Origin of the sequence: Nocardia nepalensis (genome assembly GCF_048910785.1) — a bacterium.
GTDB classification, from domain to species: Bacteria; Actinomycetota; Actinomycetes; order Mycobacteriales; family Mycobacteriaceae; genus Nocardia; species Nocardia nepalensis.
Window position 1 is genome coordinate 527,167 of the sequence record NZ_JBKBET010000003.1, and the last position, 25,990, is coordinate 553,156.

The following is a 25,990-nucleotide window of genomic DNA, read 5'->3' on the forward strand; positions in this document are numbered from 1 at the left end:
TGATGCGAATCAACCTGCGTCGCCCGAATGTTGGGCGCATCGCCAAACCACTGATGATCAGCGCCGCGGCCCTCGCCATCGGCAGTTGCTCGCTGGTGCCGAGTTCGGTCAACAGCGCACTGGGCAACACGATGACGATCACCGCGGACTTCGAGAACATCGCCGGTGTCTTCGAGGGCAATCCGGTCACGGTGCTCGGTCTGCAGGTCGGCAAGATCGACAAGATCATTCCCAAGGGCACCATGGTCGAGGTGCACATGACGATCGATAAGGACGTCAAGATCCCGAAAGACGCGATGGCGGCGATCGTTTCGCCGTCCATCGTGACCGACCGGCACGTCGAACTCACCCCGGTCTACACCCAGGGCGAAACCATGTCCAACGGCGCGCATCTGCCGAAGGCGAAGACCAAGACGCCGGTCGAGTTGGACACGATGCTCAAGACCATCGATCAGTTCGCCGCGGCGCTCAAGCCGGAACCGGGGTCCGAGGGCATCGGCCCGCTCTCCGGTCGGGTGCTCTACCCGATGTTGAACGGCAACGGCGAGAAGATGCGCGACACCCTCAATGCGCTCTCGGGTGCGTTGAAGGTCGGCGTCGACAATAAGGACGCGGTCTCCAGCATCATCGTCAAGCTGAACGAGCTGACCACGATGCTGGCCGAAAACGACCAGTCCGTACGCGATTTCAGCAATCGGATGACGCAGATGACCGGACTGCTGGCCGATCAGGCCCCCGGCTTGGAGGCCACGCTGCAGCAGCTCAACGACTTCCTGGCCAATACGAGTTCGGTATTCGTGCAGTACCAGGATCAGCTGGGCAGCTCGCTCGCCGGTCTGACCAAGGTGACCGATCAGTTGCGCGCCAATGCCCGCGGCGTCACCGAGGTCGTCGACCTGGCGCCGCTGCTCATGCAGAACCTCGACCGGTCGATGAACCGGCAGCTGGGATACGTCCGGCTGCACGGCAACCTGCCGACCTTCCTCAACGGCGAACTGCTGAGCGTGTTCTGTGAACGGGTTCAGATGCGCTCGGATGGTTGCCGGACCGGCAAACTGGAGGACCTGGGTCCCGACCTTGGTGTTACTGCGGCACTGCTGGGGATGACCAAATGAGCGACCGGTTCACGTTGAAAGCCCGCCGCGCGCTGATCGCGCTGGCGGCGGCATCCGGGGTGGCCATCACCTCCGGCTGTGGTCTCACGGTGGAGAAGCTGCCGCTGCCCAAACCGGGCGTAACCGGCGAAACCTACACCGTGCACGCCAAATTCGACAACGCGCTGAACCTGCCGGATCAGGCGAAGGTGAAGGTCGGTGGCTCCGACGTCGGCGTCGTCTCCAGGATCGAGACCAAGAACTTCGAGGCCATCGTCGATCTGAAGATCAGCAAGGACATCGAATTGCCGGTCGGCACTACGGCGGAACTGCGCCAGGCCACCCCGCTCGGCGATGTGTTCATCGCGGTGAAGAAGCCCGCGGCGGAACCGGGTGCGCCGATGCTGCACGACGGCAGCACCCTCGATCGGGACAAGACCTCGGCGGGCGCCACCGTCGAGGAGCTGTTGATCTCGGTCTCCATGCTGTTCAACGGCGGTGGCGTCGCCGCGCTGACCAAGCTGACCTCGGAGATGGACTCCATTGTCGGCGGTCGCGGTGATCAGATGGCGCATCTGATCACCGAAATGACCGGCGTGGTCGGCAGTTTGAACGACAACAGCGCCCGGGTGGACAGTGTGCTCGCCCAGTTCAGCACGCTGGCCGGCACCATCGAGGGCAGGCATGGGGAATTGGGCCAGGTCGCCGATACGCTGCCGCAGATGATCGGTGCCGTCGCGGAGAACAACCGGGCCATCGGCGATCTGCTGCAGAAGATTTCGGTGACCAGTGCCGCGCTCGGTGACTATGCCAATACGTCGAGCGATCAGCTGAGCGATCTACTCGACAACGTGCACAAACTCATGAACGCGCTGTCGCAGACCGAGCAGAACTTCGGTCCCGCATTGGACGCGCTGCACGAGATGCGCGGTCCGGTCGACGCGTCGTTCAAAGGCAACAGCCTCGCGGTCTACGCGACCCTCACCAATATCCACAACTTCAGCTTGTTGTCGGATCCGGGACAGGGCAAGTTCTTCGACGGCCGTGATCTCTCGGACTTCGCGGGCAGCCTGATCACCGTCCTGCAGGCAATTCAGGGACGACTGCAGGGGGGTCACCGATGACCTGGCTCGGCAAACTGATGCAGCGCAAGATGCTGCTGTCCACCATCGGCCTGGTGCTGGTATTCATCATCGGCGCCAGCTACCTGCTGGTGAGCGTCATGCGGATCAACCCGTTGAAGTCGACCTATTCGGTCAAGGTCGACCTGGACCGCTCCGGTGGTCTGCAGCCTGGCAACGATGTGACGCTGCGCGGCTACCGCATCGGCAAGGTGACCTCCATCGAGTTGGTCGATCGCGGACGGTCCATTGCCGCGACCGCGGAAATCGATTCGAAGTTCAAGATTCCGCAGGACACCAATATCTCGGTGGGCGCGCTCTCCGGCGCCGGTGAGCAGTACATCGACTTCCGGCCGAATATCGAGCAGGGACCATTCCTCGAGGACGGCTCGGTAATCAAGTTCGATGCGAACAAGATCAAGACCCCGACCCCGATCTACTCGGTGCTCGACAACTCCAGCGCGCTGATCGCCCAGCTCGATCCGGATAAATTCAGTGTCATCCTGTCCAACCTGGACACCGCACTCAGCGGCGGCCCGGATCAGCTGCGCGGCATGGTGAACGGCATCAGCCTGGCCATGGCCGGTTTCGACAATCTGCTGCCGCAGACCCAGAATCTGATCACCAACCTGCGCACCATCGCGGACACCACCTCACACGCGCAGCCCGATCTGGCGACGCTGACCCGCAACTCGGGCCAGCTGTTCGACCAGTTCAACAATGCCAACGCCGAATTGCAGGCGGTCCTGGAGAAGGCGCCGGGACAGCTGACCAGTCTCGGTGCGGTGCTGGACAAGACGGCCGACCCGATCACCAGTCTCGCGGCCAACTTCGCCGCGATGACCAAGGCCGCGCAGTTGCGGGTGCCGGCGCTGCAGGCGCTGTTCCCGTCGCTGAACCTCGGCCTGTCGGCCGCGGGTGTGCCAGCGCACGACGGTGAGTTCTACACTGTCGTCGACATCTGGATTCGGCCGATCTGCCAGTACAAGCACACGCCGATCCGCAATGAGGTCATCCAGGACGGCACGGTGCCCAAGTGGAACTACTGTGAAAACCCGCCGCCCGGGCTGCAGGTTCGCGGTTCGGCGAATGCGCCGCGGCCGAACGTTCCGGATAACGGTGCGCAGATGCCGCCGGGAGCGGATCCGAATGAAATGACCCCGCCGCCGCTGCGATGAGTCGACACAGCGATACTCGCCCGCAGAGTGCGAACGGTTCGTCCGATGCGGACCGACAAGGCAATATCGGTGCGCTCGGGTGCGCCGGGAAAGTGCAGGATTGTATCGATGTCCACTGATGATGTCGGCGCCGAGAACCAGAACTCGGATGACCGGAAAGAGGACGCCAAGGCCGCCGAGGACAAGACGGTCGAGATCGGGAAGTCGGGCGACGCGGTAGCCGCCGAGCCGACCCCGAAGCAGGCGCCGGACGCCGGGAACGGCGGCAACGCGCGGGGCCCACTGGTGCCCATCGTCGCCGCCTTCGTCGCCGGTGTGCTGCTCGTCGCGGCGGTCACCGCCGTCGTCGTCTTCTACCGGCAGGCCAGCACTCGCGGCGACGAGTTGGACGCGCACGCCGCGGCCACCACGGCCGCCTGCGAGTACGGCAAGCTGATCTCGACCTACGATCCGCAGACCATCGACGAATACCTGAAGAAGGTGGACGCCGCGTCGACCGGTGAGTGGAAGGACCAGTTCGCCAAGCTCGGTCAGGACCTCAAGGGTGTCGTCGTGGATGCCAAGGCCACCTCGTCCACCTACGACATGCAGTGCGGCTTCCAGTCCGGCGGTACCGACAGCGCGAAGGTGCTGGTGGTGATCGGCCAGACCACCACCAATGTGAATATCGCCGCCGCGAACAAGCCGCCGAGCAAGGTGGAACTCGTGGTAGTGGCCGGTCTGCAGAAGGTCGGGGACAAGTGGCTCGTCGACAAGTTCGATCTGCCGATCCTGAAGCAGATGGGCAACTGAGTAAGCACGTCGACAACTGAATTGCGAAGGCGCCTCCGGGCGGGTGGGAATGGCACCACCCGCCCGGAGGTCTTTCCGGCGGTCTTGCGCCCGGTCGCGCCCGGCGGTCTCAGAACAAGGTCAATGCCTGAGGTGCTGGTGCGACCGGCTTCCCCGCTGACCGCGGCCGGGAGGATTTGGCTGCCCTGGCCGAATTGCCGAGGGCGGTGGTCTTTTCGGTCTTGTCCTCGACTACCGGCGGCAATTCGGGCAGTTCCGCGGTCGGCACCTCGCCGGCGGCCGCCGAGGCCGCGGCCTGCCTGGCCGCCTCGCCCGCGAGGGTATCGGCCATCTCGTTGAAGTAATTGCCGACATGTCCACGCACCCAACGGAACCGGACCGGTCCCGGCCGGGAGGCGATGGCCCGGTCGATCTGCTTGATGAGCTCGACGTTCTTCACCGCGCCGCCGGTTGAGGTGCGCCAGCCGTTGGTGCGCCAGCTGAAGATCCACTCCGAGGCGCATTTGATCGCGTAGAGCGAATCGCTCTCGATGAACAGCGGTTCCTCGCCGGGATGGGCGAGTATCGCCTCCAGCAGCGCGCGCAACTCCGCGACCTGATTGGTTCCGGTGGCGGCTCCCCCGCTGCGCGAGCCGCCCTGATGATTGACCCAAGCCCAGCCGATGGCGCCGCCGGGATTGCGGAGGCAGGATCCGTCGGTGCTCACGATGATCATGGCTGGCACCCTACGCAATCCGACCGACAAGATCGGTACCGTGGAATTCCTCTATCTCCCTTCGCAACTGGGATTCGGTGCGGCGCAGCGCCGAGCGCACGGCGGAATCCACCAGGCGCAGGCATACGCGACCGAAAAGCCCGCTCGGTGGAGCGTACTCCGCTTCCGAGGTCAGCACCGAGCGTCCGTAGCCGAGCGGATCGAAGCGCAGCGTCAAAGTTCCCGAAAACCGTCCGCGCAAGGTGTAGCCGATCACCACATTGCGCCGGTATTCGGTGATCTCGCACTCCATGGTCGGCCGCCACGGCCCCAGCCTGACCCGAGTCGTGAAGACCGCACCGAAACCCTGTTCGAGCTCGCCTTTCGGCTCGAACGCCGCGACACCGAACATCCAATCCGGCACGAACAGATGGTTGTCCGTATAGGTGAAGGCCACCTCGACCGGGGCTCCGACGTCGCTCGCGTACTTGATGTGGCCCATAGGCCCTCCCTGTTGGCTGCCGCTAAAAGTACTACAGCTCTCCTCTTTATTGGAGTGGTTGCCCGGAATTTGGTTGGCCAGCTTTCCAGTTGGATGACCGGGTGGTCGCTTGGTTTGCTGGGACGGACGGCTCAGCTATCGAATCGGGTTCAGAGTTGGTCGACGATGTATTCGGCGATCGGCATGGCGGATGTGGCCGCCGGCGACGGGGCGTTGAGCACATGGATCGAACGCGCCGTGCGCTCGATCATGAAGTCGTGCACCAGGGTGCCGTCGCGCAGCACCGCCTGCGCGCGGATCCCGGCCTCGCGCGGCCGCAGGTCCGCGAGCGTCAGCTCGGGGCAGTACCGTCGGCATTCGGCCAGGTAGCCGCGCTTGAACAGCGAGTTGCGCAATTCGCGCAGCCCGGTCCGCACATTGGCGCGGGCCACCCGGTGGAAGCCGGGAAAACCGAGCACCGCACGGGCGTCGCGGGCGTCGAAGCTGCCCTTGCGGTACCCCTCCCTGGCCAGTCCGAGCACCGCATTGGGGCCGACGGTCAGCGCGCCGTCGATGGTCGGACTCAGGTGGACGCCGAGGAATGGCAGGTCCGGATCGGGAATCGGATAGATCAGCGTGCGCACCAATCCGGCTCGGCTGGGCGGTAGCTGGTAGTACTCCCCGCGGAACGGAACGATGCGGAACTCGGTTTGCAGGCCCGCGAGCGCGGCCATCCGGTCGGCCTGTAGACCCGCGCAGACCACAAGTGTGCGCGCGGTCCAGGAGCCCGCGGGCCCGGATGCGGTGACCGCGTCCGCGGTCTCGGAGAGCGCGGTGATCTCGGCGCCGAGCACGATCTCGCCGCCCGCGGCCCGGACCTGCTCGGCGAGCGCGGCGGTGACGCGGGTGAAATCGATGATGCCGGTGGCGGGAACGAACAGCGCGCCGACGCCGGTCACATGCGGTTCCCGGCGGGTGAGTTCGGCGGCGTCGATCAATTCGACATCGACGGCGTTGGCGACCGAACGCTGGTGCAGCGCGAGCATCCGCTCGTGCTCGGCGGCATCGGTGGCCACCAGCAGTTTTCCGCAGACCTCGAACGGAATGTCGTGCGCCGCGGCGAATTCCTTCGTCCACGCGGCGCCCTGTCTGCACAGGCGCGCCTTCAGACTGTCCGGCGGATAGTAGATGCCGGAATGGATGACACCGCTGTTGTGCCCGGTCTGGTGGGTGGCCAACGCGCTGGCCTTATCGACGAGCACGAGGCTGGCGCCGCAATGGCGTTGCAGAATCCGATGCGCGGTCGCGACTCCGACGATCCCACCCCCGATGACACAGAAGTCGTACATGGGACGCAGCGTAGGCGGACTAGACCACGACGGTGCGTTTCGCCGCCGCCACAGTGGGATTCGGTGTCGCGTCGCCGGTGGTCGTGGCGTCGGTGGCGGGCGCGGTCGAGTCGTCCACGCCCGGCCCGTGTTTCGTGGTCGGCGTGGGGTAGCGATCCAGCCGGAGCCCGTGTTCGCCGAGGGTCGGATCCGAGAAGGTCAGTGTCACTTCGCCGGTGTGCGTGTCGACCTCGGTGCGCAGCTGGGTGATGCCGCCGGGATCGGCGTGGATACCGAGGCGTTCCCGAACCGGTTCGGAGAGCAGGAAATCCGATAGCACCGTCAGCGCATTGGTGTCCAACGTGAAGGCGACGGAATTCGCGCGGCCCGGGTCGACCTGCGCGCCGACGTAGGTGGTGCCGATGCGCAGCTTGCCGCCGATTCCGGCGGGCGCCGCGGTCGGCGAATCGGCATGGGTCTGCGAGGCTTTCGCGTCGGGGTCTATGGTTTCCGCGGGAAAGCGGGCGAATAGTGCGGGCAGCTCGCGGCTTCCGCCGGTCAGCACGGCTTCCGAGCGCATCGGACCCGAATCGGTGCCGATATCCGGGATGGTGCGCGCGGGTCGTGCCGCGATATCGCCGCTGCTGTGCTGGGTGTCGGCCATCTGATGGACGATGTAGGCCCCGGAGACGACGGTGAGGCTGAGGCTGGCGGCGCCCGCGAGGACGATGGCGGCATACCGTGCGATTTGGGCAGGTCTATGTGCTGCCACGATGCGTATCCTTTCCCTCCGCCCCTGGTCCCCTCACCGGTCCGGCCCGCATCGTTGGAAGCCGTACGCTTGTCCAGGTTACAGGGACGGCCCCGGGTGGCGCCCCATGGGGGAGATCAGCCTCACAATCCCCCGGGTGACCTGCACGATGGCGAATTCGAGCCATTTGGGCGTCGTTCATGTTTCCGGCAGCTGACAACCGGGTAAATACACATAGCTGGCGAGCGTCATTCTCGACTGCCACATCGAGACACCCGGCCAACGGCGTCCGGCCGACACGAACGGCGCACCCAAGGTGGCGCTCGCCCGCTCCGATTCCTTCGTCGGACCGGGCGGTCGGGGTTCGGCGGGTCAGTCGAACTGGCCCGCTGCTCGTCCCGCTCCCGTCGGTCCCGCGAAAGCCTGTGCGATGGTGAGCCATTCGGCGGCGTCCGCACCCACGGCTTCGAGCGCGAGGTCATCGCGGTGGCGGCGCTGCGTCACCAGCAGACAGAAATCCAGGGCTTGGCCGGTCACGCGTTGGGCGGCGTCTTCGGGGCCCCACGCCCAGACACCGTCGTCCGGTGCGGTGAGTTCGACCCGGAATTCCTCGGCCGGTGCGGTCTTGCCGCGCACGCTGTAGGCGAAGTTCCTGGTCCGCACGCCGATATGCGCGACCGTGCGCAGCCGCGCGGTCGGCGTTCTGGTCAGCCCGAGCGCGTCGACGATGTCCTGGCCGTGCGCGAAGGTCTCCATGATGCGGGCGCTGACCATGGACGCCGCGCTCATCGGCGGTCCGAACCACGGCAGCTTGGTGCCGTGCGGAACCGCGCGCAGGGCCTCGATCAGAGCGTCGCGGCCTCTGCGCCAACGGTCGAGCAGTTCGGCGGACGGCGTGGTGGCAGCTTCCTCGGCGGCCTCGTCGACAAAGGTGAATGCCTTCGGGGCGGCTTGCTCGAGTAGTTTCGCGAAGCCGTCCGCATCGGCGGCGGCCATGGTGGCGACCTCGTCGGTCCAGGCCAGATGCCCGATCTGGTGGGCGATGCTCCACCCCGGCGCTGGCGTCGGCTTCGACCAGTCCGCCGGTGGCAGCGTGACGATTCGTTCCAGCTCCGCGCATTCGTCGGCGAAATCGCGCAGGAGCGCGTCCAGATCGGCCATCAGATCCCTGTCGTCGAGGCGCACCCCTACGTGCGCCGTCGCGATTCAGGATCGCAGCGGGACGAAAAAAATGCAAGCATGCGTGCTTGTATTTGGGATGGGCTCACCGCTAGCGACTGCTTGCAGGTTGCTCGAAAGGCTCAGCGGACCGGAATTGTGCCGGTTACCAGCCGAAAATCGTCAGGTGGGCCGCGCCGACCACTAGGCCGAGCAGCGCACCGTGCAGGTACAGCAGCCAGGCATCCTGTTCGACCGAGGCGTAGAACATCTCCATGAACTCCCCCGGGGTGAGGTCCTGGAGTTTGCGCGCCGCGAACTCGTCGATCTTCTTGGCCTGTTCGAGGGTGAACGCCTCGTCCTCGACCAGGCTCGGGGCCAGCCCGACCGCCGCGCCCGCCGCGCCGACCTTGAGATTGTCGAATTGGCGGCGGCCGAAGGCGACGCGCACGATCGCGGTGGTCGGGCCGAGTTGGCGATGGATCTCATCGGAGACCAGCCGTTCGATCAACTGCCGGGTCTTATCGCCATTGGGGCCGTCGAGCAGTTCCCTGGACAGGTTCGGCAGCGTGAGCACCTGGTAGGCGAGGATATGCGCGAGGTCGGTGGCCGCCTGCGGCTGCCGCTTGGCCAGCAGCGCCTGTTTCCACAGATATTTGTAGCGCGGCTGCGGATCGCCCGGTTCGAAGACCATTTTGACGGCGATGACATTGACGATCACGCCGATCGCCGCGGAGGCCAGCAGCACGATCACCCAGCCCGGCACCCAGCCGAACACCGGAATGGTGTGGTGCACATGCATATACAGCGCGAGCAGTAGGCCGAACGGTGCGCCGAGCAGGCCGATCCGCACCATGAAGCGCAATTCCGGGGCGGCGATGGTGGTGGTCAGATCCTTCAGGATGTACGGGTTTTCCCGCAGATACCGGATGACGAAGCTCTTGATATCGATCAGCTGGTCGACATTGTCGCCGAGTGATTCGAAGGCCCGCGTGGTCAACGCTGGTAATTCCCGATCCACCCGCTGATAGATGATCTGTTTCATGGCTTTCGGCACGCCGCGCCACAGATCCGGATTCTCCCGATACATCACCTCGTCGACCAGCGGCTGCACCTGCTTGCTCGCGAGTATCGCGATGTAATCGGCAATACTCTCCAGATCCAGTTCGTGGATGAAATCGCGCGGACTGCCGATGCGCATGAGCGCCTTGTCGACGCAAATGCTGGCCATCTTCTCCGCACGCGCCGGAATGAAGCCCTGGAATCCGAACCGGCGGCCGTCGCCGGAGAATGTCGGCAGCACCTGGACTCGGCGCGGAAAATATGGATACAACACCTGCAGGCCCGGAATTCGGATTCCGCGAAATATGACGGGCCAGAACAGCATCAGCACACCGGTCCAGTTGGTGAGCCATCCGGCGAGGGCGCTGAAGATAGGGAAGGTGATCAGATCGACGGTGAACTTGGACAGGCCGGTCAGCTCTTCCCAATTGATGAACACTCCCGCTCCGAGTGTTGTCATCGGGTGATCCCCCTACTGCCGCCCAAGTGGTGCGATATCCCGGACCTGAGATATCTAGGTGCCAACATTCTCATTGGCTCCGACGGAGTGTCAATGCGGACCTGGGGCTGAGCGCCGAGGTCTTGGACCGCGTCCGCGGCGCGCGAAGTCCTGCGTCGGACTGTGCCGCAGCGCACATCGGATTACCGAAAGCCCGGCATCGTGCCAGGTCAGAGAACTATCTGCGACAACGTGATTCGCCGTGAGCGAACGCGGGGAAGGTTCTGGAACAAACGTGATCGCCGCGGGGTTGACTGGGCATCGCTCAACTTTTGGAAGGGTCGAACACGTGACTACACCACAGAACCTGCCGGTGCTGTTCCTGACCGATCCGATCGTGCTGCCGGGCATGGTCGTGCCCATCGAACTGGACGAATCGGCGCAGGCCGCCATCGACGCCGCGCGGGCCGCGAATACCGACGCGGTGCTGCTCGCGCCCCGATTGACCGAGGGCTACGCCTCCTACGGCGTCGTCGCCACCATCGAACAGGTCGGCCGGATGCGCGGTGGCGCGCCCGCCGCCGTGCTCAAGGCCGAACGCCGCGCCAAGATCGGCCACGGGGTCACCGGTCCGGGCGCCGCGCTGTGGGTCGAGGCCGAACCGGTCGAGACGCCCGCCGCCGACGGGCGCACCAAAGAGCTTGCCGCCGAATACAAGAAGCTGGTCGTTTCGGTGCTGCAGCGCCGCGAGGCCTGGCAGATCATCGACGCGGTCAATCAGCTGACCGATCCGTCGGCGATCGCCGATACCGCGGGCTACGCGCCGTACCTGACCGCCGACGAGAAGCGTGAGCTGCTCGAAACACCCGATACCGCACAGCGTTTGACCAAGCTGATCGAGTGGACCAAGGCGCATATCGCCGAGGCCGAGGTCACCGAGAAGATCAGCGAAGATGTCCGCGAGGGCATGGAGAAGAGTCAGCGCGAATTCCTGCTGCGTCAGCAGCTCAACGCCATCCGCAAGGAACTCGGCGAGGACGAGCCCGACGGCGCGGACGACTACCGCACCCGGGTCGAACAGGCCGATCTCCCCGATGACGTGCGCGCCGAGGCGTTGCGCGAGGTCGGCAGGCTGGAGCGGGCCAGCGATCAGAGCCCGGAATCCGGCTGGATCCGCACCTGGCTCGACACCGTGCTGGAACTGCCCTGGACGGTGAAAACCACCGACAGCACCGATGTTTCGGCCGCCCGCGCGGTACTCGACGCCGATCACCACGGGCTGGACGAGGTCAAGGACCGCATGGTCGAGTACCTGGCGGTGCGCTCGCGGCGGGCCGCGCGCGGTCTCGAGGTCGTCGGCGGACGTGGCTCCGGCGCGGTGCTCGCACTGGTCGGTCCGCCCGGTGTCGGCAAGACCTCGCTGGGTGAATCCGTGGCACGGGCCATGGACCGCAAGTTCGTTCGCGTCGCGCTGGGCGGCGTGCGCGACGAGGCCGAGATCCGCGGTCACCGGCGCACCTACGTCGGCGCACTGCCCGGCCGGATCGTGCGCGCCATGAAGGAGGCGGGATCGATGAATCCCGTTGTCCTGCTGGACGAGATCGATAAGGTCGGCTCGGACTTCCGCGGCGATCCGGCCGCGGCGCTGCTCGAGGTGCTGGATCCGGCGCAGAACCACACCTTCCGGGACCACTACCTGGATCTGGATCTGGACCTGTCCGATGTGCTGTTCATCGCGACCGCGAACGTCATGGACACCATCCCGGGCCCGCTGCTGGACCGGATGGAAATGATCACCGTCGACGGCTACACCGAGGACGACAAGGTGGCCATCGCCCGCGACTTCCTGGTGCCCCGGCAACTGGAGCGCAATGCGCTGACGGCGCAGGAGGTTTCGATCACCGACGAGGCGTTGCGCGAGGTGGCGGCCAACTACACCCGGGAAGCCGGTGTCCGGCAGATGGAGCGGTTGATCGCGAAGGCGTTGCGTAAGGCCGCGACTCGGCTGTCCGAGGACGGAAACGGTTCGGCCGACAATGTGGTGTCGCTGGGTTACGACGCCGACCTGGGCTACGACGCGCTGGAGTCGTTGACCATCGATCTGGACAACCTCAAGGACTACCTGGGTCGTCCGCGCTTCACCCCGGACTCGGTGGAACGCACCGCGGTCCCAGGTGTGGCAACGGGTTTGGCCGTCACCGGTCTGGGCGGCGATGTCCTCTACATCGAGGCCAATGCCGCCGAGGGCGAGCGCGCGCTCACCCTGACCGGTCAGCTGGGTGACGTCATGAAGGAGTCGGCGCAGATCGCCCTCACCTACGTGCGCTCGCACCTGGCGGAGATCGGCATCGAACCGTCGGTGCTGGATCGCAATATCCACATCCACTTCCCGGCGGGCGCGGTGCCGAAGGACGGTCCTTCGGCGGGCGTCACCATGGTCACCGCGCTGGTGTCGCTGGCGCTGGGTCGGCAGGTGCGCGCGGATGTCGGCATGACCGGTGAGGTCACGCTGAACGGCCGGGTGCTGCCGATCGGCGGCGTGAAGCAGAAGCTGATGGCCGCTCAGCGTGCGGGTCTGAAGACGGTGTTCATTCCGGCTCGCAACGAGCCGGATCTGGACGAGGTGCCCGCGGAAGTGCTGGCCGCCTTGGATGTTCGTCCCGTCGCCGATGTGGCCGACATCCTGGCCTACGCCATCGAACCGGTCGCCGAACCGGCCCTGGACGCCCCTGCCTTCGCGGCGAGCGCCTGATATTTCGGCCGAACGGGTCGTGCCTGCGGGCACGGCCCGTTTCGTATGCATGGTTCCCGTGATCGCGACGCAAGGGCAGTGCAAGCCCATGCGCACACGATCGTGGCATGACTTCTACGCAGCGGATTCCCGTTCTCGTTGTCGGTGGCGGCCTGGTCGGACTGTCGGCCGCGCTGTTCCTCGAGTACCACAATGTCCCTTACGTTCTCGTCGAGAAACGGACCCGGACATCGCCCCTGCCCAAGGCCCGCGGCGTGCACCCCAGGACCGCCGAACTGTTCCGCCAGGTCGGCGTCGAGGATCGGGTCCGGCAGGCCGCCGCGACCGCGTTGCGGGCGGACAGCTTCGGCGGTGCGAGCCGGGGTACCAGCCTGAGCGCGGCGCGGCCGCTGGATGTCAGCCACCTGCGGGCGGCGATGGCGGCGGCCGAGCCCAGCCCATCGCAGTTCTGCTTCCTGCCGCAGGTGCTGCTCGAGCCGGTGCTCGCGGAGCAGGCCCGCGAACGCGGTGGTGATCTCCGATTCGGGGTCGAGCTGGTCGATTTCGAGGCCGATGATGCGGGTGTGACGGCAACCCTGCGTGACGAATCGGGCCGCAGCTCGGTTATCCGGGCCGACTACCTCATCGCGGCCGATGGTGCGGCGAGTCCGATCCGTCGGGCGTTGGGCATCGCGGGCTGGGAGGTGCCGCCGACGCACCACTACATCAATGTCTTTGTGCGCACGGATCTCACGGGCGTGCTGGGTGGTCGTACGTTCAGCCAGTGCGCGATCAGCAATGACACGGTTCGCGGACTTGTCTTGTCCAAGAACAACACCGACGAATGGTCCTTCCACCTCGAATACGATCCGACGCGCGAGACGGCTGCGGACTATCCGGACGAGCGCTGTGTCGAGCTGATCCGCGCCGCGATCGGGGTGCCCGATATCGAGGTCGAGGTGCTGGCGCGAAGTGCTTGGGACGACAGTAGTTTCGTGGCGGACGAATATCGGCGCGGCCGGATCTTCCTCACCGGTGACGCCGCCCACCGGCACGCCCCGTGGGGTGGGTTCGGCGGCAATACCGGTGTCGCCGACGCACATAATCTGGTCTGGAAACTGGCCGCCGTGCTGTCGGGTACGGGCGGGCCCGCACTGCTCGACTCCTATCAGGCCGAACGGTGGTCACGTGCGATCATCGCCGCCGAACAGGCCAATCTGGGTACCGACTTCGAGGCCCGCTACGGCATCGAAACCCCGGAAAACGCGGACATTTTGGCGAAGCGGTTGGATTTCGGGGCGGTCATGTCGTGCTTCCGGTACTCGTCGAGCGCGGTATCGCGTAAACCCGCGGATTGCGTCGAATGGGTTGAGCCGCATGTCGATCGGTTGACAGGACAGGTCGGAACGCGATTGCCGCACTTGTGGATCGATGCCGAGCAGACCACCTCGACCTTGGATCTCTGTGGGCCCGGCCACGCGATTCTGATCGTCGGAACATCCGCGGCCTGGCGTGATGCCGCGGCGCGCGCGCAGCGGGAGACCGGAATCGATATCGCCGTACACGGTTTGGCCGCCGAATGGGGCGCCCGCACCGGCCTGCCCGAGGGCGGTGCGCTGCTGGTGCGTCCGGATGGACATGTGGCGGCGCGTTCCGACGAGGGTCTGTACCCGAGCTCGCTGACCACGACATTGCGCTCGCTCACCGGCTGGTCTTCCGATGCCGAATCGGCGCTGGATACCAGTGCGGCCCCCTGCCCCCCGCGGCCGCGTTCGCTCGCGAACACCGAGGAATCGTGAACCATTCCTCGGTGTCGTTGGCCAGCCACGCCAGGAACAAGCCCCATGTCTCGGAGCGTTCTTCAGTTACCGTTGGCCCCGAGTTCGCGCTCGACAGAGCGCGCGTTGCCCTGTGCGACCGCGCACAGCACCGGTTCGGAATCCGCACTCTCGGCATAGATTTCGCAGGTGACGACGGCTTGGCGGCGGGTCGATCCGGTGACGGTGGCCTCGGCGCGCAGTCGGGTGCCCGCGGCCGGGCGCAGGTAGGTGATGGTGAAACCGCCGGTGAGGACATTTGCGCCGAGCACCGTACCGGCCGCGAAGGTGAGGGCGTTATCGGCCGCGTAGGACACCACGCCGCCGTGTACGAAGCCGAATTGCTGGCCGAGTTCGGGGCGGATGGGGATGATCAGGGTCGCGGCGCCGTCGCCGAATGCGGCGATCTCGGTGCCGACCAGCTGTGCGAACGGCTGTGCGGCGAGCACTTGCCGCGCGAGGTCCAGGTCGAGGGCGATGGTGGGCATAGCGGCTCCGTTCCGAGGTTTCAGTTGTCCGTTGTGCCCAGCGCCTGCCAGGCGGCATCGGCGAGTTCGCGCGCGACATCTATTGGGGCGGTTCGGATTTCGCCGCCGAGCCAATGTCGGGAGTACTCCTGGGCGGGGCCCAGCCACAGGGCGTAGACGAGATCGAAATCGAGATCGCGCACCGCGCCGTAGCGGGCGTGAGTGCGCCACCACCGCAGTACATTGCGCAGAAATTCGCGATTGCTGTCGCTTTCGCGGATGCCGGGCGGCCGCGCCGAGGTGAGAACCTTTGCGCGGTACTGATTTTCGGTGACCCACCGCAGGTGCTCGAGCACACCCGCGGTGACTCCTTCCCGCGCGCCGGTACTTTCGCCGACGACAACCCAGAAGTGCTCCTGATAATCGGCGAGCGCATGCGCCCACACCTCGCGATACAGCTCCGCCTTATCCGGAAAGTGGTGGTAGAGAGCGCCCACGCTGGCCCCCGCCGCATCGCGGATCTGAGTCAGCGTTGTCTCCAACGTCCCCCGCTCCGCGAACTGCCGCTCGGCCGCCAGCAGCAACCGATCTCGAATCTTCATAACCAGAATTTAGTTCTGTTTCGCGGACGACGCAATGCCCGGCCGTTCGAAACGGAATTGTCAGGCAGTCGGATGGGGCCGATGCAGCCGGGCCGGGAACGATCGCTTGGGCCTGCCCGGCCAGCCGAGTGGAATCAGGCAGTCGGGTGGGGCCGACACAGCCAGGTCGGGAGCGATCGCTTAGGCGCTGTCCGGCCTGTCGAAGTGGAGCTGTCGGGCAGTCGGGTGGGAATGGTACAGCCGGGCCGAGAGCGATCGCCTGGACGCTGTGCAGGCGGACAGGGAGCGATCGCTTTGGCGCTGCCCGCCAGTCGAAAGTGGAACTGCCGGGCAGTCGGGCGGGTCTGATGCAGCCGGGCCGGGAACGATCGTCTGGGCGTTGCCCGGCCAGTCGAGGTGGAACGGTCAGACCGTCGGGCGGGCTGATGCAGCCAGGTCGGGAGCGATTGCTTTGGCGCTGCCCGCCAGTCGAAAGTGGCTGTCAGGCCGTCGGGCGGGGCTGATGCAGCCAGGCCGGAAACGATCGTCTGGGCGTTGCCCGGGCAGTCGAAGCGGAAACTGTCAGGCAGTGGGGCGGGGCCTGCGCAATAGCCAGGCCAGGAACGATCGCCGGGGCGGGCGCGGATGCTTCGCCACTACCGTGCCCGAGCCGATCTCGCCGTCGACTCGGATCAGTGTCGACCCGGGCAGACTGCTCTCGGTCACCTTGTTCTTGACGGTGCCGCTCTTGGTCTGCACCCGATCGAGGTCGACCCGCCAGCCGCGCGGCACGATCAGCTGAACCGCGCCCGAACCGACGGATACGTGCACCGCGACCTCGCGATGCGGGCACAGCGCCTGCGTGAAGTCGATTTTGATACCGCCGGAACTACATTCGGCCGTGATCTCGGCCGGGACGATCCACTCCCCGTCTTTCACCCGCGCGCCACTTCCGGTGCGCAGTTCGATCGGTTCACGGGCCGCCGCGATTACCGGCAGATCGGCCGTGACGGCGACGAGTTCGGTCGACGTCTGCGCCGAATAGACCGCGACCAGCCGCTTATCCAGCTCCATCAGGTCGAGCTGCCCCTCGTCGACGGCCAACTGCAACTGCCGTGCCGCCACCTCGCGATCGATATCGCCGACCCTGACCGCGGGCAGGTTGTCCGGTGCGTCGGTCATGCGCAATGCTCCCCTTGCTCGTCCTGACCGAAATCGTACGTCGGTACGCGCGGCTCGTTCCCTGGTCGACAACGGCCGTTTGTGGCGAATTTCCGCTGCCTGTCACAGCCGTGCGGTAAGACGGACATATGCCCAGGTGGCTGCTGCACGTCGATCTCGACCAGTTCCAGGCGGCGGTGGAGTTCCGCCGCCATCCGGAGCTGCGCGGCCTGCCGGTCATCGTCGGCGGCAATGGCGATCCCGACGAACCGCGCAAGGTGGTGACCTGCGCGTCCTATCCGGCCAGGGCATTCGGGGTGCGTGCGGGAATGCCGCTGCGCTCGGCCAAGCGCAAATGTCCCGACGCTATTTTCCTGCCGCTGGATATGGCGACCTACGAGGAGGCGTCCGAGGACGTCATGGCGCTGCTGCGGACCTTCCCCGGCCGCGTCGAGGTGTGGGGCTGGGACGAGGCCTTCCTCGCCGCCGATACCGATGATCCCGAGCAGTTGGCGCGCGAAATCCGTAGCGCCATCGCCGAATTGGATCTGACCTGTGCCATCGGCATCGGCGACAATAAGCTGACGGCCAAGCTCGCGACCGGTTTCGCCAAGTCCGCGGGCAAGTCCTCGGCCGCACCTGCCGATACCGATGGCGCGGCGGCGGGTATGTTCCGGCTCACCGCCGCGAACTGGGTCGAGGTGATGGCGCATCGCCCGACAAATGCGTTGTGGGGCATCGGAAATCGGATCGCGGCCCGAATGGCCGAGCTCGGCATCGAAACCGTCGCCGACCTGATGGCCGCCGACCGGCATCGCCTCGCCGCCGAATTCGGCCCGAACACCGGGCCGTATCTGTGGGTCCTCGGTCATGGCAAGGGCGATACCGAGGTGACGACCGAACCGCGAATTCCGGTGGGACGCAGCAAATCCGAGACCTTCCCGCACGATCTGACCGATCCCGAGGAGATCCGCGCGCAGGTCGCGCGCCTGGCCACCGAGGTGGCCGAGGAGATGGCCGCCGCGGGCCGCGTTCCGCTGCGTGTCGCGGTGACCGTCCGCACCAATACCTTCTACACCCGCAGCAAACAGGAAAAGCTGCCCGAGCCGACCACCGACGTCCCGACGATCGTCGAAGCCGCATCGCGCATCATCGACCGCTTCGAACTCGACCGCCCGGTCCGCCTCCTCGGCGTCCGCCTCGAGTTGGTCCCCGAATGACACCCCGCCGACACGGCGTGCCGCCGGGGTGTCCGTGAGATCTGCCCCGGCCGGCGGCCACGCTCGTATGCTCGTCGGCATGGAGTTCTGGGCGATGGTGGCACACGAATCGGACAGCGGGATCGTGCTCGAGCGCAAGCAGGTCGACGAGGACTTCCTCGGACCGGGCGAGGTCACGATCAAGGTTCACTACTCGAGCGCGAACTACAAGGACGGACTGGCCATCACCCCGGGCGGTGGCGTGGTCCGCAACTATCCGATCATCCCGGGCATCGATATCACCGGTGAGGTATTCGCATCCCAGGTCGACGATTTCGCCCCCGGCGACCTGGTGGTGGCACACGGCTACGACATCGGCGTCTCGCATAACGGCGGATTCGCCGAATACGCCAGGGTGCCCGCGGACTGGGTGGTCAAGCTCGACGGTCTGGACACCCGCGACGCGGCCGCGCTCGGCACCGCCGGTTTCACGGCCGCACTGAGCGTGCAGGGCCTGCTCGCTCACGAACTCACCCCGGAGACCGGCGCGGTGCTGGTCACCGGTGCGACGGGCGGTGTCGGCAGCGTCGCCATCGATATCCTGTCCGGTCTCGGTTTCGAGGTGATCGCCTCGACCGGCAAGACCGATGCGGGCGATCTGCTCGCCGAACTCGGCGCCAACGAGGTGATCGGCCGACTGCCGCAGGATCCGGATGCCAAACTCCGCCCGCTGTCGAAGGCCGCGTGGGCCGGTGCGGTGGACAGCGTCGGCGGCAAATCCCTCGCCTACATCCTCAGTGCCATCGGCTATGGCGGCGCGGTCGCGGTCAGCGGCCTGACCGGCGGCTCGGATCTGCCCACCACCGTGATGCCCTTCATCCTGCGCGGTGTGTCGCTGCTCGGCATCGATTCCGCCTATGTCCCGATCGACAAGCGCCGCGCCCTGTGGGCCCGTCTCGCCAACGACCTTCGGCCCCAACACCTCTCGACCATCGAGAACTTCGCCCCGATCACCGACGCGGAACAGGTGCTGCGCGCCATCCAGCACGGCACCCACTCCGGCCGCACCGTCTTCGGCGTCGCCGGCGAATTCTGATCGCAACCGAAGAAGCCCGGCTCGAACGTATCGAGCCGGGCTTCGCGGTATTCGCTTCGGGTCAGGCCGGGCCGGACCGGGTGGCGAGGTGGTGCAGAACCATCTCGATCAGCGCGGTGACATCCGCATCGGCCATTGATGCGCCGGTCATGCCCATCCGGTGCAGCATGGTTCCGGCGACGATGTCGATGATGAGCAGGACCCGGTCCTCCGGCTCGCCGAGCATGTCCTGAAGCACCCGCAGGTACGGCGCCTGTAACCGCGTGGACAGGACCTCCCGCAGGGGCGGATCGCTGACGGCGTCAACGAAAACACCGGCGAATGCCGCGCCCAGTCCGGGCTCGCTGAGCCTCGCCGCGAACCAGCGGATGACCGAAGACAGGACCTCTTCTCTGCCGGTGCCTTTCAATGGCAGCGGGCCGAACGCGTCGAGCAGGCAGTCGGTGATCAACGCCCCTTTCGACGGCCAGCGACGGTAGATCGTCGTCTTCGCGACGCCCGCCGCCGCCGCGATGCGATCCATCGTCGCGCGCGTATAGCCCAGCTCGTGGATCGTGCTCAGCGTCGCGGCGAAGACCACGGCGTCGATGCCGGCGCGTGGGCGGCCGGGCGGTCTGGCGGATGTGGTCGCTGGTGCCATGGCCACACGATAACGGATTCCGCTACTATCGGTTTCGATACAATTGGTAGCGAAACTAGGTCGGTTGCGGGCAGACATCCCGCCTGGCATCCGACCATCGAGGAGGCTGTCATGACGTCTGCGAACTTGACCGGCGTTCCGGAGACGATGCTGTGGACGCTGCACAACCGGGCGTCGGAGTCGAAACGACCGGGCGGGATCATTTCCGACCCCGCCTGCGAGCGGATCTATGACGCGATCGACTACGACTACGAACGCAGCTTCGGCCGACCCGATGGCGTGCACGCCATGCGGTCGAAGCTATTCGACGGCGCGGTGCGGCCATGGCTGGCCGATCACCCGTCGGCAACGGTCGTAGAACTCGGCGCCGGACTGGAGACGCAGTTCCAGCGGTGCGACAACGGCAGCGTGCGGTGGTTATGCGTGGACGTGCCGGAGTCGATCGAGATCCGCGAGCGCTTCCTGCCCGCCACTGACCGCTGCCGCCATCTGGGCGTGAGCGCACTGGATTCCGCGTGGCTGGACGAGGTCGCTGACGGTCCGGTGTTCGTGACCGCGCAGGGGCTGTTCATGTACTTCGAAGAGCAGCAGGTCCATGAGCTGGTGACCGCGATCTTCGACCGGTTCGACCAGGTGACGTTGATGTTCGACGCGATCCCGCCGTACTTCGCGCGCAAGACGCTGGCGGGCCACCGCAAGAACGCGCACTACACCGTGCCGCCGATGCCATGGGGGATCAAGCGCGACGACATCGAGCCGCTGCTGCGACGCTGGGTGCCCCGAATCACCGACGTCACCGTCACCAGCTTCGCCCCGACCAACGGCCCGCTGCCGCGATTGCTGCCGCTGTTCGAGCTGCCGATCCTGCGCAATATTCCGCCGTCGATCGCGCTGGTGCGGTCATAACGGTGCCGGGACTTCTGAAGGTACCCACCGAAGCCCGGGGTGAGCCGGGCTTCGATGGGTTCGGGCTCAGGCCGCGACCTCGACCGGATCGTCCGCGAACTGCGTGCGGTACAACTCCGCGTAGCGTCCGTCGGCGGCGAGCAGCTGAGTGTGTGTGCCGCGCTCCACGATTCGGCCGTCCTCGAGCACCAGGATCTGGTCGGCGGCGCGGATGGTGGACAGGCGGTGCGCGATGACCAGTGCGGTGCGGCCGTCCAGCGCCTCGGAAAGCGCCTCTTGGACGGCGGCTTCCGAGGTCGAGTCCAGTGAGGCGGTCGCTTCGTCGAGGATCACTACGCGCGGTTGCTTGAGCAGCAGCCGGGCGATGGTCAATCGCTGGCGTTCACCGCCGGAGAGTCGGTAACCGCGTTCGCCGACGACGGTATCCAGACCGTCCTGCAGTGACTCGACCAGATTGCGTAACCGCGCCCGCTGCAACGCATCCCACAGTTCGGCCTCGGTCGCCTCCGGCCGGGCCAGCAGCAGATTGGCGCGGATCGTGTCGTGGAACAGGTGGCCGTCCTGGGTGACCAGGCCGACGGTATCGCGGATCGAGGTCGTGCTCAGCTCGCGCACATCGGTGCCGTTCAACCGCACCGCGCCGCCGTCGACGTCGTAGAGCCGGGAAACGAGTTGGGCGACAGTGGATTTCCCGGCGCCCGAGGAACCGACGAGCGCGACGAGCTGACCGGGTTCGGCCCGCAGCGACACATTGTGCAGCACCTCGACCCCGCCACGGGTATCCAGCGTCGCGACATCCTCCAATGAGGCCAGCGAGACCTTGTCCGCCGACGGGTATCCGAACGTGACATTGTCCAACTCCACCGCGACCGGACCCGCGGGCACCGCGACGGCATCGGGCGCATCCTCGATGAGCGGCTTCAGATCCAGCACCTCGAAGACCCGCTCGAAGCTCACCAGCGCGGACATGATCTCCATCCGGGCGCTGGCCAGCGCGGTCAGTGGTGTGTAGAGCCGGGTCAGCAGCAGCGAAAGCGAAACCACCGCACCGGCATCCAGCTGTCCGCGCAGCGCATACCATCCGCCGAGTCCGTAGACCAGGGCGAGCGCCAGCGCCGAAACCAGGGTCAGCGAGGTGACGAAGACGGTCTGCAGCATCGCCGTGCGCACCCCGATATCGCGCACCCGGCGCGCCCGCAGCGCGAATTCGTCGGACTCCTGCTGCGGGCGTCCGAACAACTTCACCAGGGTCGCGCCCGGTGCGGAGAACCGCTCGGTCATCTGGGTGCTCATGGCCGCGTTGAGTCCGGCCGCTTCGCGCTGCATGCCCGCGAGTCGATTCCCCATCCGCCGCGCCGGAACCACGAACACCGGCAACAGAACCAGCGCGAGCAGCGTGATCTGCCAGGAGATGCGGACCATCACGGCGAGGGTGAGCGCGAGGGTCACCAGATTCGTGACCACCCCGGAGAGCGTGTCGCTGAACGCGCGCTGCGCACCGATCACATCGCTGTTCAGTCGGCTGACCAGTGCACCGGTGCGGGTCCGGGTGAAGAACGCGACCGGCATCTTCTGCACATGATCGAAGACGGCCGTCCGCAGATCCAGGATCAGCCCCTCACCGATCCGCGAGGACAGCCAGCGAATGATCACCCCGAGCGCGGCATCGACCACCGCGAACCCGCCGATCACGATCGCGAGGATGACCACCACCCGCGGCGCGGCGCCGCCCACGATGTCGTTGACGACCCGACCGGCCAGCACCGGCGTCGCCACCGCAAGCAGCGCCGACACCACACTGAACAGCAAGAACGCACCGATCCGGCGGCGATGCGGCCCTGCGAACCGCAGGATGCGCCGCGCCGTCGCGAGCCGGAACGGCCGCTGCTCCTGCGGCGCGTTCGCCCGCCGATACATCTGGCTCCAGGCCACCGATTCGATACTCACCTGCGTACTCCCTCTCGCTCCCCACCCATGGAACTCCTGGCCACCGACATTAAGACCTCAACAAAGGTTGAGAGCAAGCCCATTCCGTCCCGATTCCGCGCACAGCGAAACGGCCGCGCCGCTCAAAGGGCTGTTGTCGACCGTCGCACCGGAGCCGATCTCCGTAACTCCCGCTCTCCCACGCACCGGCGCGGTACGCCCTGCGAGGCCGGGATGGGCGGCCTTCGCCCGAGTTCCCGGATCGACTTTGTGCTCACCTCGCCGCAATGGTCAGTTGGCCCGGCCGCTGATCGCCGCGCTCGAATTTCGGCGCGACCCGCGAACTTCGATCCGGCAACAGTGCCGATGCGATAAAGCGCGCGGATCTCGCGGTCGTGGCGCGGGCGTGCATAGGCTGGCGGGGTGGACGAGGAGCGGGTGATCGAGGGGTTGCGGCGTGGGATCGCGGGTGCGCTCGACGCGTCCGCGCGCAGGCGCGCGGAGTACTCCTCGGATGCGTCGAACTATCGGGTGCTCCCCACAGCTGTGGTGTTCCCACGCGGTGACGAGGACGTGGCGCGCACTCTCGAATTCGCCAGGAACAACGGGCTGTCGGTTACCGCGCGTGGTGCGGGGACGTCGGTGGCGGGCAATGCCATCGGCCCCGGGCTTGTGCTGGACTTCAGCCGACATATGAATGCCGTGCTCGAGTTGGACCCGGAGCAGCGGGTGGCGCGGGTCCAGCCCGGTGTCGTCCTCTCGGAACTACAGCGTCGGGCCGGGGCGCACGGGCTGCGGTTCGGTCCCGATCCGTCGACGCAGAATCGCTGCACGCTCGGCGGGATGATCGGCAACAACGCGTGCGGGCCGCATGCGGTGGCCTGGGGGCGCACCTCGGACAACATCCGTGAACTGCGCATTCTCGATGGGACCGGCGCGGCGAGGACGCTCGCGGGCGATCCGTCCGCAATTCCCGGGCTGCCCGAATTCACCAGGGCGAGTCTCGCGGTGATCCGCACCGAACTCGGCCGATTCGGTCGGCAGGCCTCCGGCTATGGACTCGAATATCTACTGCCGGAACATGGTTCGGCGGTCGCCAAATCGTTCGTCGGCACCGAGGGCACCTGCGGGCTGTTGCTCGAGGCCACGGTGGCCCTTGTCCCGTTGCCACAGGCCACGGTGCTCACGGTGCTCGGCTATCCCGATATAGCCACCGCCGCGGACGATGTCGCCGCCGTGATGGCATGCGATCCGATCGCGGTCGAGGGCATCGACGCGCGACTGGTCGACATTGTGCGCGTGCACCGCGGCGCCACCAGCGGCGTGCCCGAACTGCCGCGCGGCAGCGGCTGGTTGTTCGTCGAATCCGCCGGTGACACCGCCGCCGAGGCATATGCCGCGGCCGAAAAGCTCTGCCGGACAGTCGATGCGCTGGACTCCCGGATCGTCACCGATCCCGGTGTCGCCGCGGCGCTCTGGCGCATCCGGGCCGAGGGCGCGGGGCTGGCCGGTCGCACTCCGGCGGGTCATCCGGCCTGGCCGGGCTGGGAGGATGCCGCGGTCCCGCCGGCGCATCTCGGTGCGTATCTGCGCGATTTCGCCACGCTGACCAAAGACCATGGCGTGGACGGCCTGCTCTATGGACATATCGGCGACGGCTGCATTCACGTCCGCCTCGATCTGCCCATTGCCGATGCGCCGCGACGTTTTCGGGCGTTCTTGCAGGACGCGACCGAGTTGGTCGTCCGTTACGGCGGATCGCTGTCCGGTGAGCACGGCGACGGTCGGGCCCGCTCGGAGTTGCTGTCGGTCATGTACTCATCGGATGCGCTCGACGTATTCGCAGGGTACAAGGCACTTTTCGATCCGGACAATGTATTGAACCCGGGCGTACTGGTCGCCCCGCGTCCGATCGATGCGGATCTGCGGCTGGTCGGGGTGCGCCCGATCGAGAGCGCAGGTGGATTCGCGTTTCCGCACGACAACGGTGATATCGCCATGGCCGTGCACCGCTGCGTCGGTGTCGGCAAATGCCGCGCCGATACCCGCGCGACCGGGGGCTTCATGTGCCCGTCGTATCTGGCCACCGCCGACGAGAAGGACAGCACCCGCGGCCGGGCGCGCGTGCTCCAGGAGGTGGTGCGCGGCGCACTCCCCTGGTCATCCGAGGCCGTCGCCGAATCGCTCGATCTGTGCCTGTCCTGCAAAGCATGTCGCTCGGACTGCCCGGCAGGGGTTGATGTGGCGACCTATAAATCCGAGGCGCTGTACCGCCGCTACCGGCACCGCCCGCGTCCGATCGATCATTACACGCTGGGCTGGCTGCCGCGCTGGCTTGCTGTCATGAGCCGAATGCCGCGCGCGGTAAACGCATCGGCCGATATCGGATGGCTGCGCCGAATTGGTATGCGCGCGGCGGGAATCGATCCGCGCCGCGCGGTTCCGAGGCTGGCGGACCGCAGTTTCCGCCGGATCTGGCGTGACCTGAACGAACAGGCGGAGTCGTCGAGTCATCCTCGAGCAGCGCAGTCCGCGACCGGTGGAGGGGCAGCGATCGCGTCGGCTGACATCGCCCGATCGCCGGAGTCGATCGATGGCCCGCCATCGCCCGGATCGGCAGTTGGCTCGCACAGGCAGGCTGTTGCGTCCCAGGAGGTCCTGCTGTGGGTCGATACGTTCACAGACGTCTTCGACCCCGAAATAGGCTTGGCCGCAGTGCAATTGATCGAGTCGCTCGGCTATCGGGTCCGCATACCGGAGCGCCGCGTGTGCTGCGGACTCACCTGGATCAGCACCGGTCAACTCGACGGTGCGCGAGCACGGCTGCGCGCGACCCTGAGCGAACTCGATGAGCATGTGCGCGGCGGCGGCATCATCGTCGGCCTCGAGCCGTCGTGCACCGCGGTCCTACGCGCGGACCTGCCGGAACTGCTGCCGGAGGACCCCCGTGCGGCCGCGACCGCCACGGCCGTGCGCACACTCGCGGAGTTCCTTGCCGAACAGCCGAACTGGCGGCCGCCACTGCGGACGGGACAATCCGTAGTGGTGCAACCGCATTGCCACCAGCATGCCGTGCTCGGCTTCGATGCCGATCGCCAAATGTTAGCCAGCATGGGTATAAATGTGACAGAGGTCACCGGATGTTGCGGCCTCGCGGGAAACTTCGGAATGCAATCCGGCCATTACGACATTTCGGTCGCGGTGGCCGAGAATGGCCTACTCCGCGCACTGCGGAACGCCGACGACGATTCGATCTTGATCGCGGACGGCTTCTCCTGTCGCACCCAGGCGGCGCAGCTGAGCGGCCGCGGAGGGCTACACCTTGCGCAATTCCTGCTCGGCGAATGAGCCTCAGCTGCCGAAGGGCA

General features: G+C 66.4%; 21 protein-coding genes. 10 read left to right on the forward strand and 11 right to left on the reverse strand.

From position 1 onward, the window contains the following. Positions 1-2: 2 nt before the first annotated feature. The 4 genes from ACHQ4I_RS02945 (at position 3) to ACHQ4I_RS02960 (ending at position 4,185) form a co-directional block, all read left to right on the forward strand. The gene (locus ACHQ4I_RS02945) at positions 3-1,115 is read left to right on the forward strand and encodes an MCE family protein (protein WP_420770066.1); all 1,113 of its coding nucleotides are present in this window, start codon (positions 3-5) and stop codon (positions 1,113-1,115) included. Continuing rightward, complete coding sequence (locus ACHQ4I_RS02950) at positions 1,112-2,218, forward strand: MCE family protein (RefSeq protein ID WP_420770067.1); 1,107 nt, start codon at positions 1,112-1,114, stop codon at positions 2,216-2,218. Before ACHQ4I_RS02945 ends, ACHQ4I_RS02950 begins: the two co-directional genes overlap by 4 nt. Further along, positions 2,215-3,393, forward strand: coding sequence for an MlaD family protein (locus ACHQ4I_RS02955; protein ID WP_420770068.1), 1,179 nt, complete (start codon positions 2,215-2,217; stop codon positions 3,391-3,393). The genes ACHQ4I_RS02950 and ACHQ4I_RS02955 overlap by 4 nt, the downstream gene beginning before the upstream one ends. Positions 3,394-3,501: 108 nt before the next feature. Next, positions 3,502-4,185 carry a hypothetical protein gene (locus ACHQ4I_RS02960; protein ID WP_420770069.1) on the forward strand — a complete coding sequence of 228 codons (684 nt, stop codon included), beginning with the start codon at positions 3,502-3,504 and terminating at the stop codon, positions 4,183-4,185. Between the two features lie 109 nt (positions 4,186-4,294). On the opposite strand, the gene ACHQ4I_RS02965 is transcribed toward ACHQ4I_RS02960, so the two are convergent. The 6 genes from ACHQ4I_RS02965 to ACHQ4I_RS02990 all read right to left on the reverse strand — a co-directional run bounded on the left by ACHQ4I_RS02965 (position 4,295) and on the right by ACHQ4I_RS02990 (position 10,119). Continuing rightward, on the reverse strand, positions 4,295-4,900 hold the full coding sequence (locus ACHQ4I_RS02965) for a ribonuclease H family protein (protein ID WP_420770070.1): 606 nt from the start codon (positions 4,898-4,900) through the stop codon (positions 4,295-4,297). 10 nt (positions 4,901-4,910) lie between these two features. Continuing rightward, positions 4,911-5,381 (reverse strand): SRPBCC family protein, encoded by a 471-nt coding sequence (locus ACHQ4I_RS02970; RefSeq protein WP_420770071.1) that lies wholly within the window; start codon positions 5,379-5,381, stop codon positions 4,911-4,913. Between the two features lie 149 nt (positions 5,382-5,530). Next, positions 5,531-6,709 (reverse strand): L-2-hydroxyglutarate oxidase, encoded by a 1,179-nt coding sequence (gene lhgO, locus ACHQ4I_RS02975; RefSeq protein ID WP_420770072.1) that lies wholly within the window; start codon positions 6,707-6,709, stop codon positions 5,531-5,533. 19 nt (positions 6,710-6,728) lie between these two features. Beyond that, positions 6,729-7,460: a hypothetical protein gene (locus ACHQ4I_RS02980; protein WP_420770073.1), complete on the reverse strand. Its 732-nt coding sequence runs from the start codon at positions 7,458-7,460 to the stop codon at positions 6,729-6,731. Between the two features lie 351 nt (positions 7,461-7,811). Further along, on the reverse strand, positions 7,812-8,600 hold the full coding sequence (locus ACHQ4I_RS02985) for a TIGR03084 family metal-binding protein (protein WP_420770074.1): 789 nt from the start codon (positions 8,598-8,600) through the stop codon (positions 7,812-7,814). Between the two features lie 163 nt (positions 8,601-8,763). Then, the gene (locus tag ACHQ4I_RS02990) at positions 8,764-10,119 is read right to left on the reverse strand and encodes a DUF445 domain-containing protein (protein WP_420770075.1); all 1,356 of its coding nucleotides are present in this window, start codon (positions 10,117-10,119) and stop codon (positions 8,764-8,766) included. 388 nt (positions 10,120-10,507) lie between these two features. Here ACHQ4I_RS02990 and lon point away from each other — a divergent pair, with 388 nt between their 5' ends. Both lon and ACHQ4I_RS03000 read left to right on the forward strand, forming a co-directional pair. Beyond that, positions 10,508-12,850: an endopeptidase La gene (lon, locus tag ACHQ4I_RS02995; protein ID WP_420770185.1), complete on the forward strand. Its 2,343-nt coding sequence runs from the start codon at positions 10,508-10,510 to the stop codon at positions 12,848-12,850. 107 nt (positions 12,851-12,957) lie between these two features. Beyond that, a complete protein-coding gene (locus ACHQ4I_RS03000) occupies positions 12,958-14,628 on the forward strand; it encodes an FAD-dependent monooxygenase (RefSeq protein ID WP_420770076.1) in 1,671 nt (556 codons plus the stop codon). A gap of 62 nt (positions 14,629-14,690) precedes the next feature. Here ACHQ4I_RS03000 and ACHQ4I_RS03005 read toward each other — a convergent pair whose 3' ends face one another. The 3 genes from ACHQ4I_RS03005 to ACHQ4I_RS03015 form a co-directional block, all read right to left on the reverse strand. Then, the gene (locus ACHQ4I_RS03005) at positions 14,691-15,134 is read right to left on the reverse strand and encodes a PaaI family thioesterase (RefSeq protein WP_420770077.1); all 444 of its coding nucleotides are present in this window, start codon (positions 15,132-15,134) and stop codon (positions 14,691-14,693) included. A 20-nt stretch (positions 15,135-15,154) separates the two neighbouring features. Then, a complete protein-coding gene (locus ACHQ4I_RS03010) occupies positions 15,155-15,715 on the reverse strand; it encodes a TetR/AcrR family transcriptional regulator (RefSeq protein ID WP_420770078.1) in 561 nt (186 codons plus the stop codon). A gap of 561 nt (positions 15,716-16,276) precedes the next feature. Continuing rightward, positions 16,277-16,876: a DUF1707 SHOCT-like domain-containing protein gene (locus ACHQ4I_RS03015; RefSeq protein WP_420770079.1), complete on the reverse strand. Its 600-nt coding sequence runs from the start codon at positions 16,874-16,876 to the stop codon at positions 16,277-16,279. Between the two features lie 128 nt (positions 16,877-17,004). On the opposite strand from ACHQ4I_RS03015, the gene ACHQ4I_RS03020 reads away from it, so the two are divergent. Both ACHQ4I_RS03020 and ACHQ4I_RS03025 read left to right on the forward strand, forming a co-directional pair. Then, positions 17,005-18,075, forward strand: coding sequence for a DNA polymerase IV (locus ACHQ4I_RS03020; protein ID WP_420770080.1), 1,071 nt, complete (start codon positions 17,005-17,007; stop codon positions 18,073-18,075). 79 nt (positions 18,076-18,154) lie between these two features. Then, positions 18,155-19,150, forward strand: coding sequence for an oxidoreductase (locus ACHQ4I_RS03025; RefSeq protein ID WP_420770081.1), 996 nt, complete (start codon positions 18,155-18,157; stop codon positions 19,148-19,150). A gap of 61 nt (positions 19,151-19,211) precedes the next feature. On the opposite strand, the gene ACHQ4I_RS03030 is transcribed toward ACHQ4I_RS03025, so the two are convergent. Further along, positions 19,212-19,868, reverse strand: a complete 657-nt coding sequence (locus tag ACHQ4I_RS03030) for a TetR/AcrR family transcriptional regulator (RefSeq protein ID WP_420770082.1) — start codon at positions 19,866-19,868, stop codon at positions 19,212-19,214. Positions 19,869-19,901: 33 nt separating this feature from the next. On the opposite strand from ACHQ4I_RS03030, the gene ACHQ4I_RS03035 reads away from it, so the two are divergent. After that, on the forward strand, positions 19,902-20,696 hold the full coding sequence (locus ACHQ4I_RS03035; protein WP_420770083.1) for a class I SAM-dependent methyltransferase: 795 nt from the start codon (positions 19,902-19,904) through the stop codon (positions 20,694-20,696). 66 nt (positions 20,697-20,762) lie between these two features. Here ACHQ4I_RS03035 and ACHQ4I_RS03040 read toward each other — a convergent pair whose 3' ends face one another. Continuing rightward, positions 20,763-22,643, reverse strand: coding sequence for an ABC transporter ATP-binding protein (locus ACHQ4I_RS03040; protein WP_420770084.1), 1,881 nt, complete (start codon positions 22,641-22,643; stop codon positions 20,763-20,765). Positions 22,644-23,045: 402 nt separating this feature from the next. Here ACHQ4I_RS03040 and ACHQ4I_RS03045 point away from each other — a divergent pair, with 402 nt between their 5' ends. Next, positions 23,046-25,970: an FAD-binding and (Fe-S)-binding domain-containing protein gene (locus tag ACHQ4I_RS03045; RefSeq protein ID WP_420770085.1), complete on the forward strand. Its 2,925-nt coding sequence runs from the start codon at positions 23,046-23,048 to the stop codon at positions 25,968-25,970. Positions 25,971-25,990 lie beyond the last annotated feature (20 nt).

Excerpts from the sequence above, each read along its gene's own strand:
- ACHQ4I_RS02950 (WP_420770067.1), top strand. The coding sequence starts at position 1,112 with ATGAGCGACCGGTTCACGTTGAAAGCCCGCCGCGCGCTGATCGCGCTG.
- ACHQ4I_RS03005 (WP_420770077.1), bottom strand. The coding sequence starts at position 15,134 with ATGCCCACCATCGCCCTCGACCTGGACCTCGCGCGGCAAGTGCTCGCC.
- ACHQ4I_RS03015 (WP_420770079.1), bottom strand. The coding sequence starts at position 16,876 with ATGACCGACGCACCGGACAACCTGCCCGCGGTCAGGGTCGGCGATATC.
- ACHQ4I_RS02945 (WP_420770066.1), top strand. The coding sequence starts at position 3 with ATGCGAATCAACCTGCGTCGCCCGAATGTTGGGCGCATCGCCAAACCA.
- ACHQ4I_RS03020 (WP_420770080.1), top strand. The coding sequence starts at position 17,005 with ATGCCCAGGTGGCTGCTGCACGTCGATCTCGACCAGTTCCAGGCGGCG.
- ACHQ4I_RS03030 (WP_420770082.1), bottom strand. The coding sequence starts at position 19,868 with ATGTCTGCCCGCAACCGACCTAGTTTCGCTACCAATTGTATCGAAACC.
- ACHQ4I_RS03000 (WP_420770076.1), top strand. The coding sequence starts at position 12,958 with ATGACTTCTACGCAGCGGATTCCCGTTCTCGTTGTCGGTGGCGGCCTG.
- ACHQ4I_RS02985 (WP_420770074.1), bottom strand. The coding sequence starts at position 8,600 with ATGGCCGATCTGGACGCGCTCCTGCGCGATTTCGCCGACGAATGCGCG.
- ACHQ4I_RS02960 (WP_420770069.1), top strand. The coding sequence starts at position 3,502 with ATGTCCACTGATGATGTCGGCGCCGAGAACCAGAACTCGGATGACCGG.
- ACHQ4I_RS03035 (WP_420770083.1), top strand. The coding sequence starts at position 19,902 with ATGACGTCTGCGAACTTGACCGGCGTTCCGGAGACGATGCTGTGGACG.
- ACHQ4I_RS02970 (WP_420770071.1), bottom strand. The coding sequence starts at position 5,381 with ATGGGCCACATCAAGTACGCGAGCGACGTCGGAGCCCCGGTCGAGGTG.
- lhgO (WP_420770072.1), bottom strand. The coding sequence starts at position 6,709 with ATGTACGACTTCTGTGTCATCGGGGGTGGGATCGTCGGAGTCGCGACC.
- lon (WP_420770185.1), top strand. The coding sequence starts at position 10,508 with ATGGTCGTGCCCATCGAACTGGACGAATCGGCGCAGGCCGCCATCGAC.
- ACHQ4I_RS03025 (WP_420770081.1), top strand. The coding sequence starts at position 18,155 with ATGGAGTTCTGGGCGATGGTGGCACACGAATCGGACAGCGGGATCGTG.
- ACHQ4I_RS03010 (WP_420770078.1), bottom strand. The coding sequence starts at position 15,715 with ATGAAGATTCGAGATCGGTTGCTGCTGGCGGCCGAGCGGCAGTTCGCG.
- ACHQ4I_RS02955 (WP_420770068.1), top strand. The coding sequence starts at position 2,215 with ATGACCTGGCTCGGCAAACTGATGCAGCGCAAGATGCTGCTGTCCACC.
- ACHQ4I_RS02990 (WP_420770075.1), bottom strand. The coding sequence starts at position 10,119 with ATGACAACACTCGGAGCGGGAGTGTTCATCAATTGGGAAGAGCTGACC.
- ACHQ4I_RS02965 (WP_420770070.1), bottom strand. The coding sequence starts at position 4,900 with ATGATCATCGTGAGCACCGACGGATCCTGCCTCCGCAATCCCGGCGGC.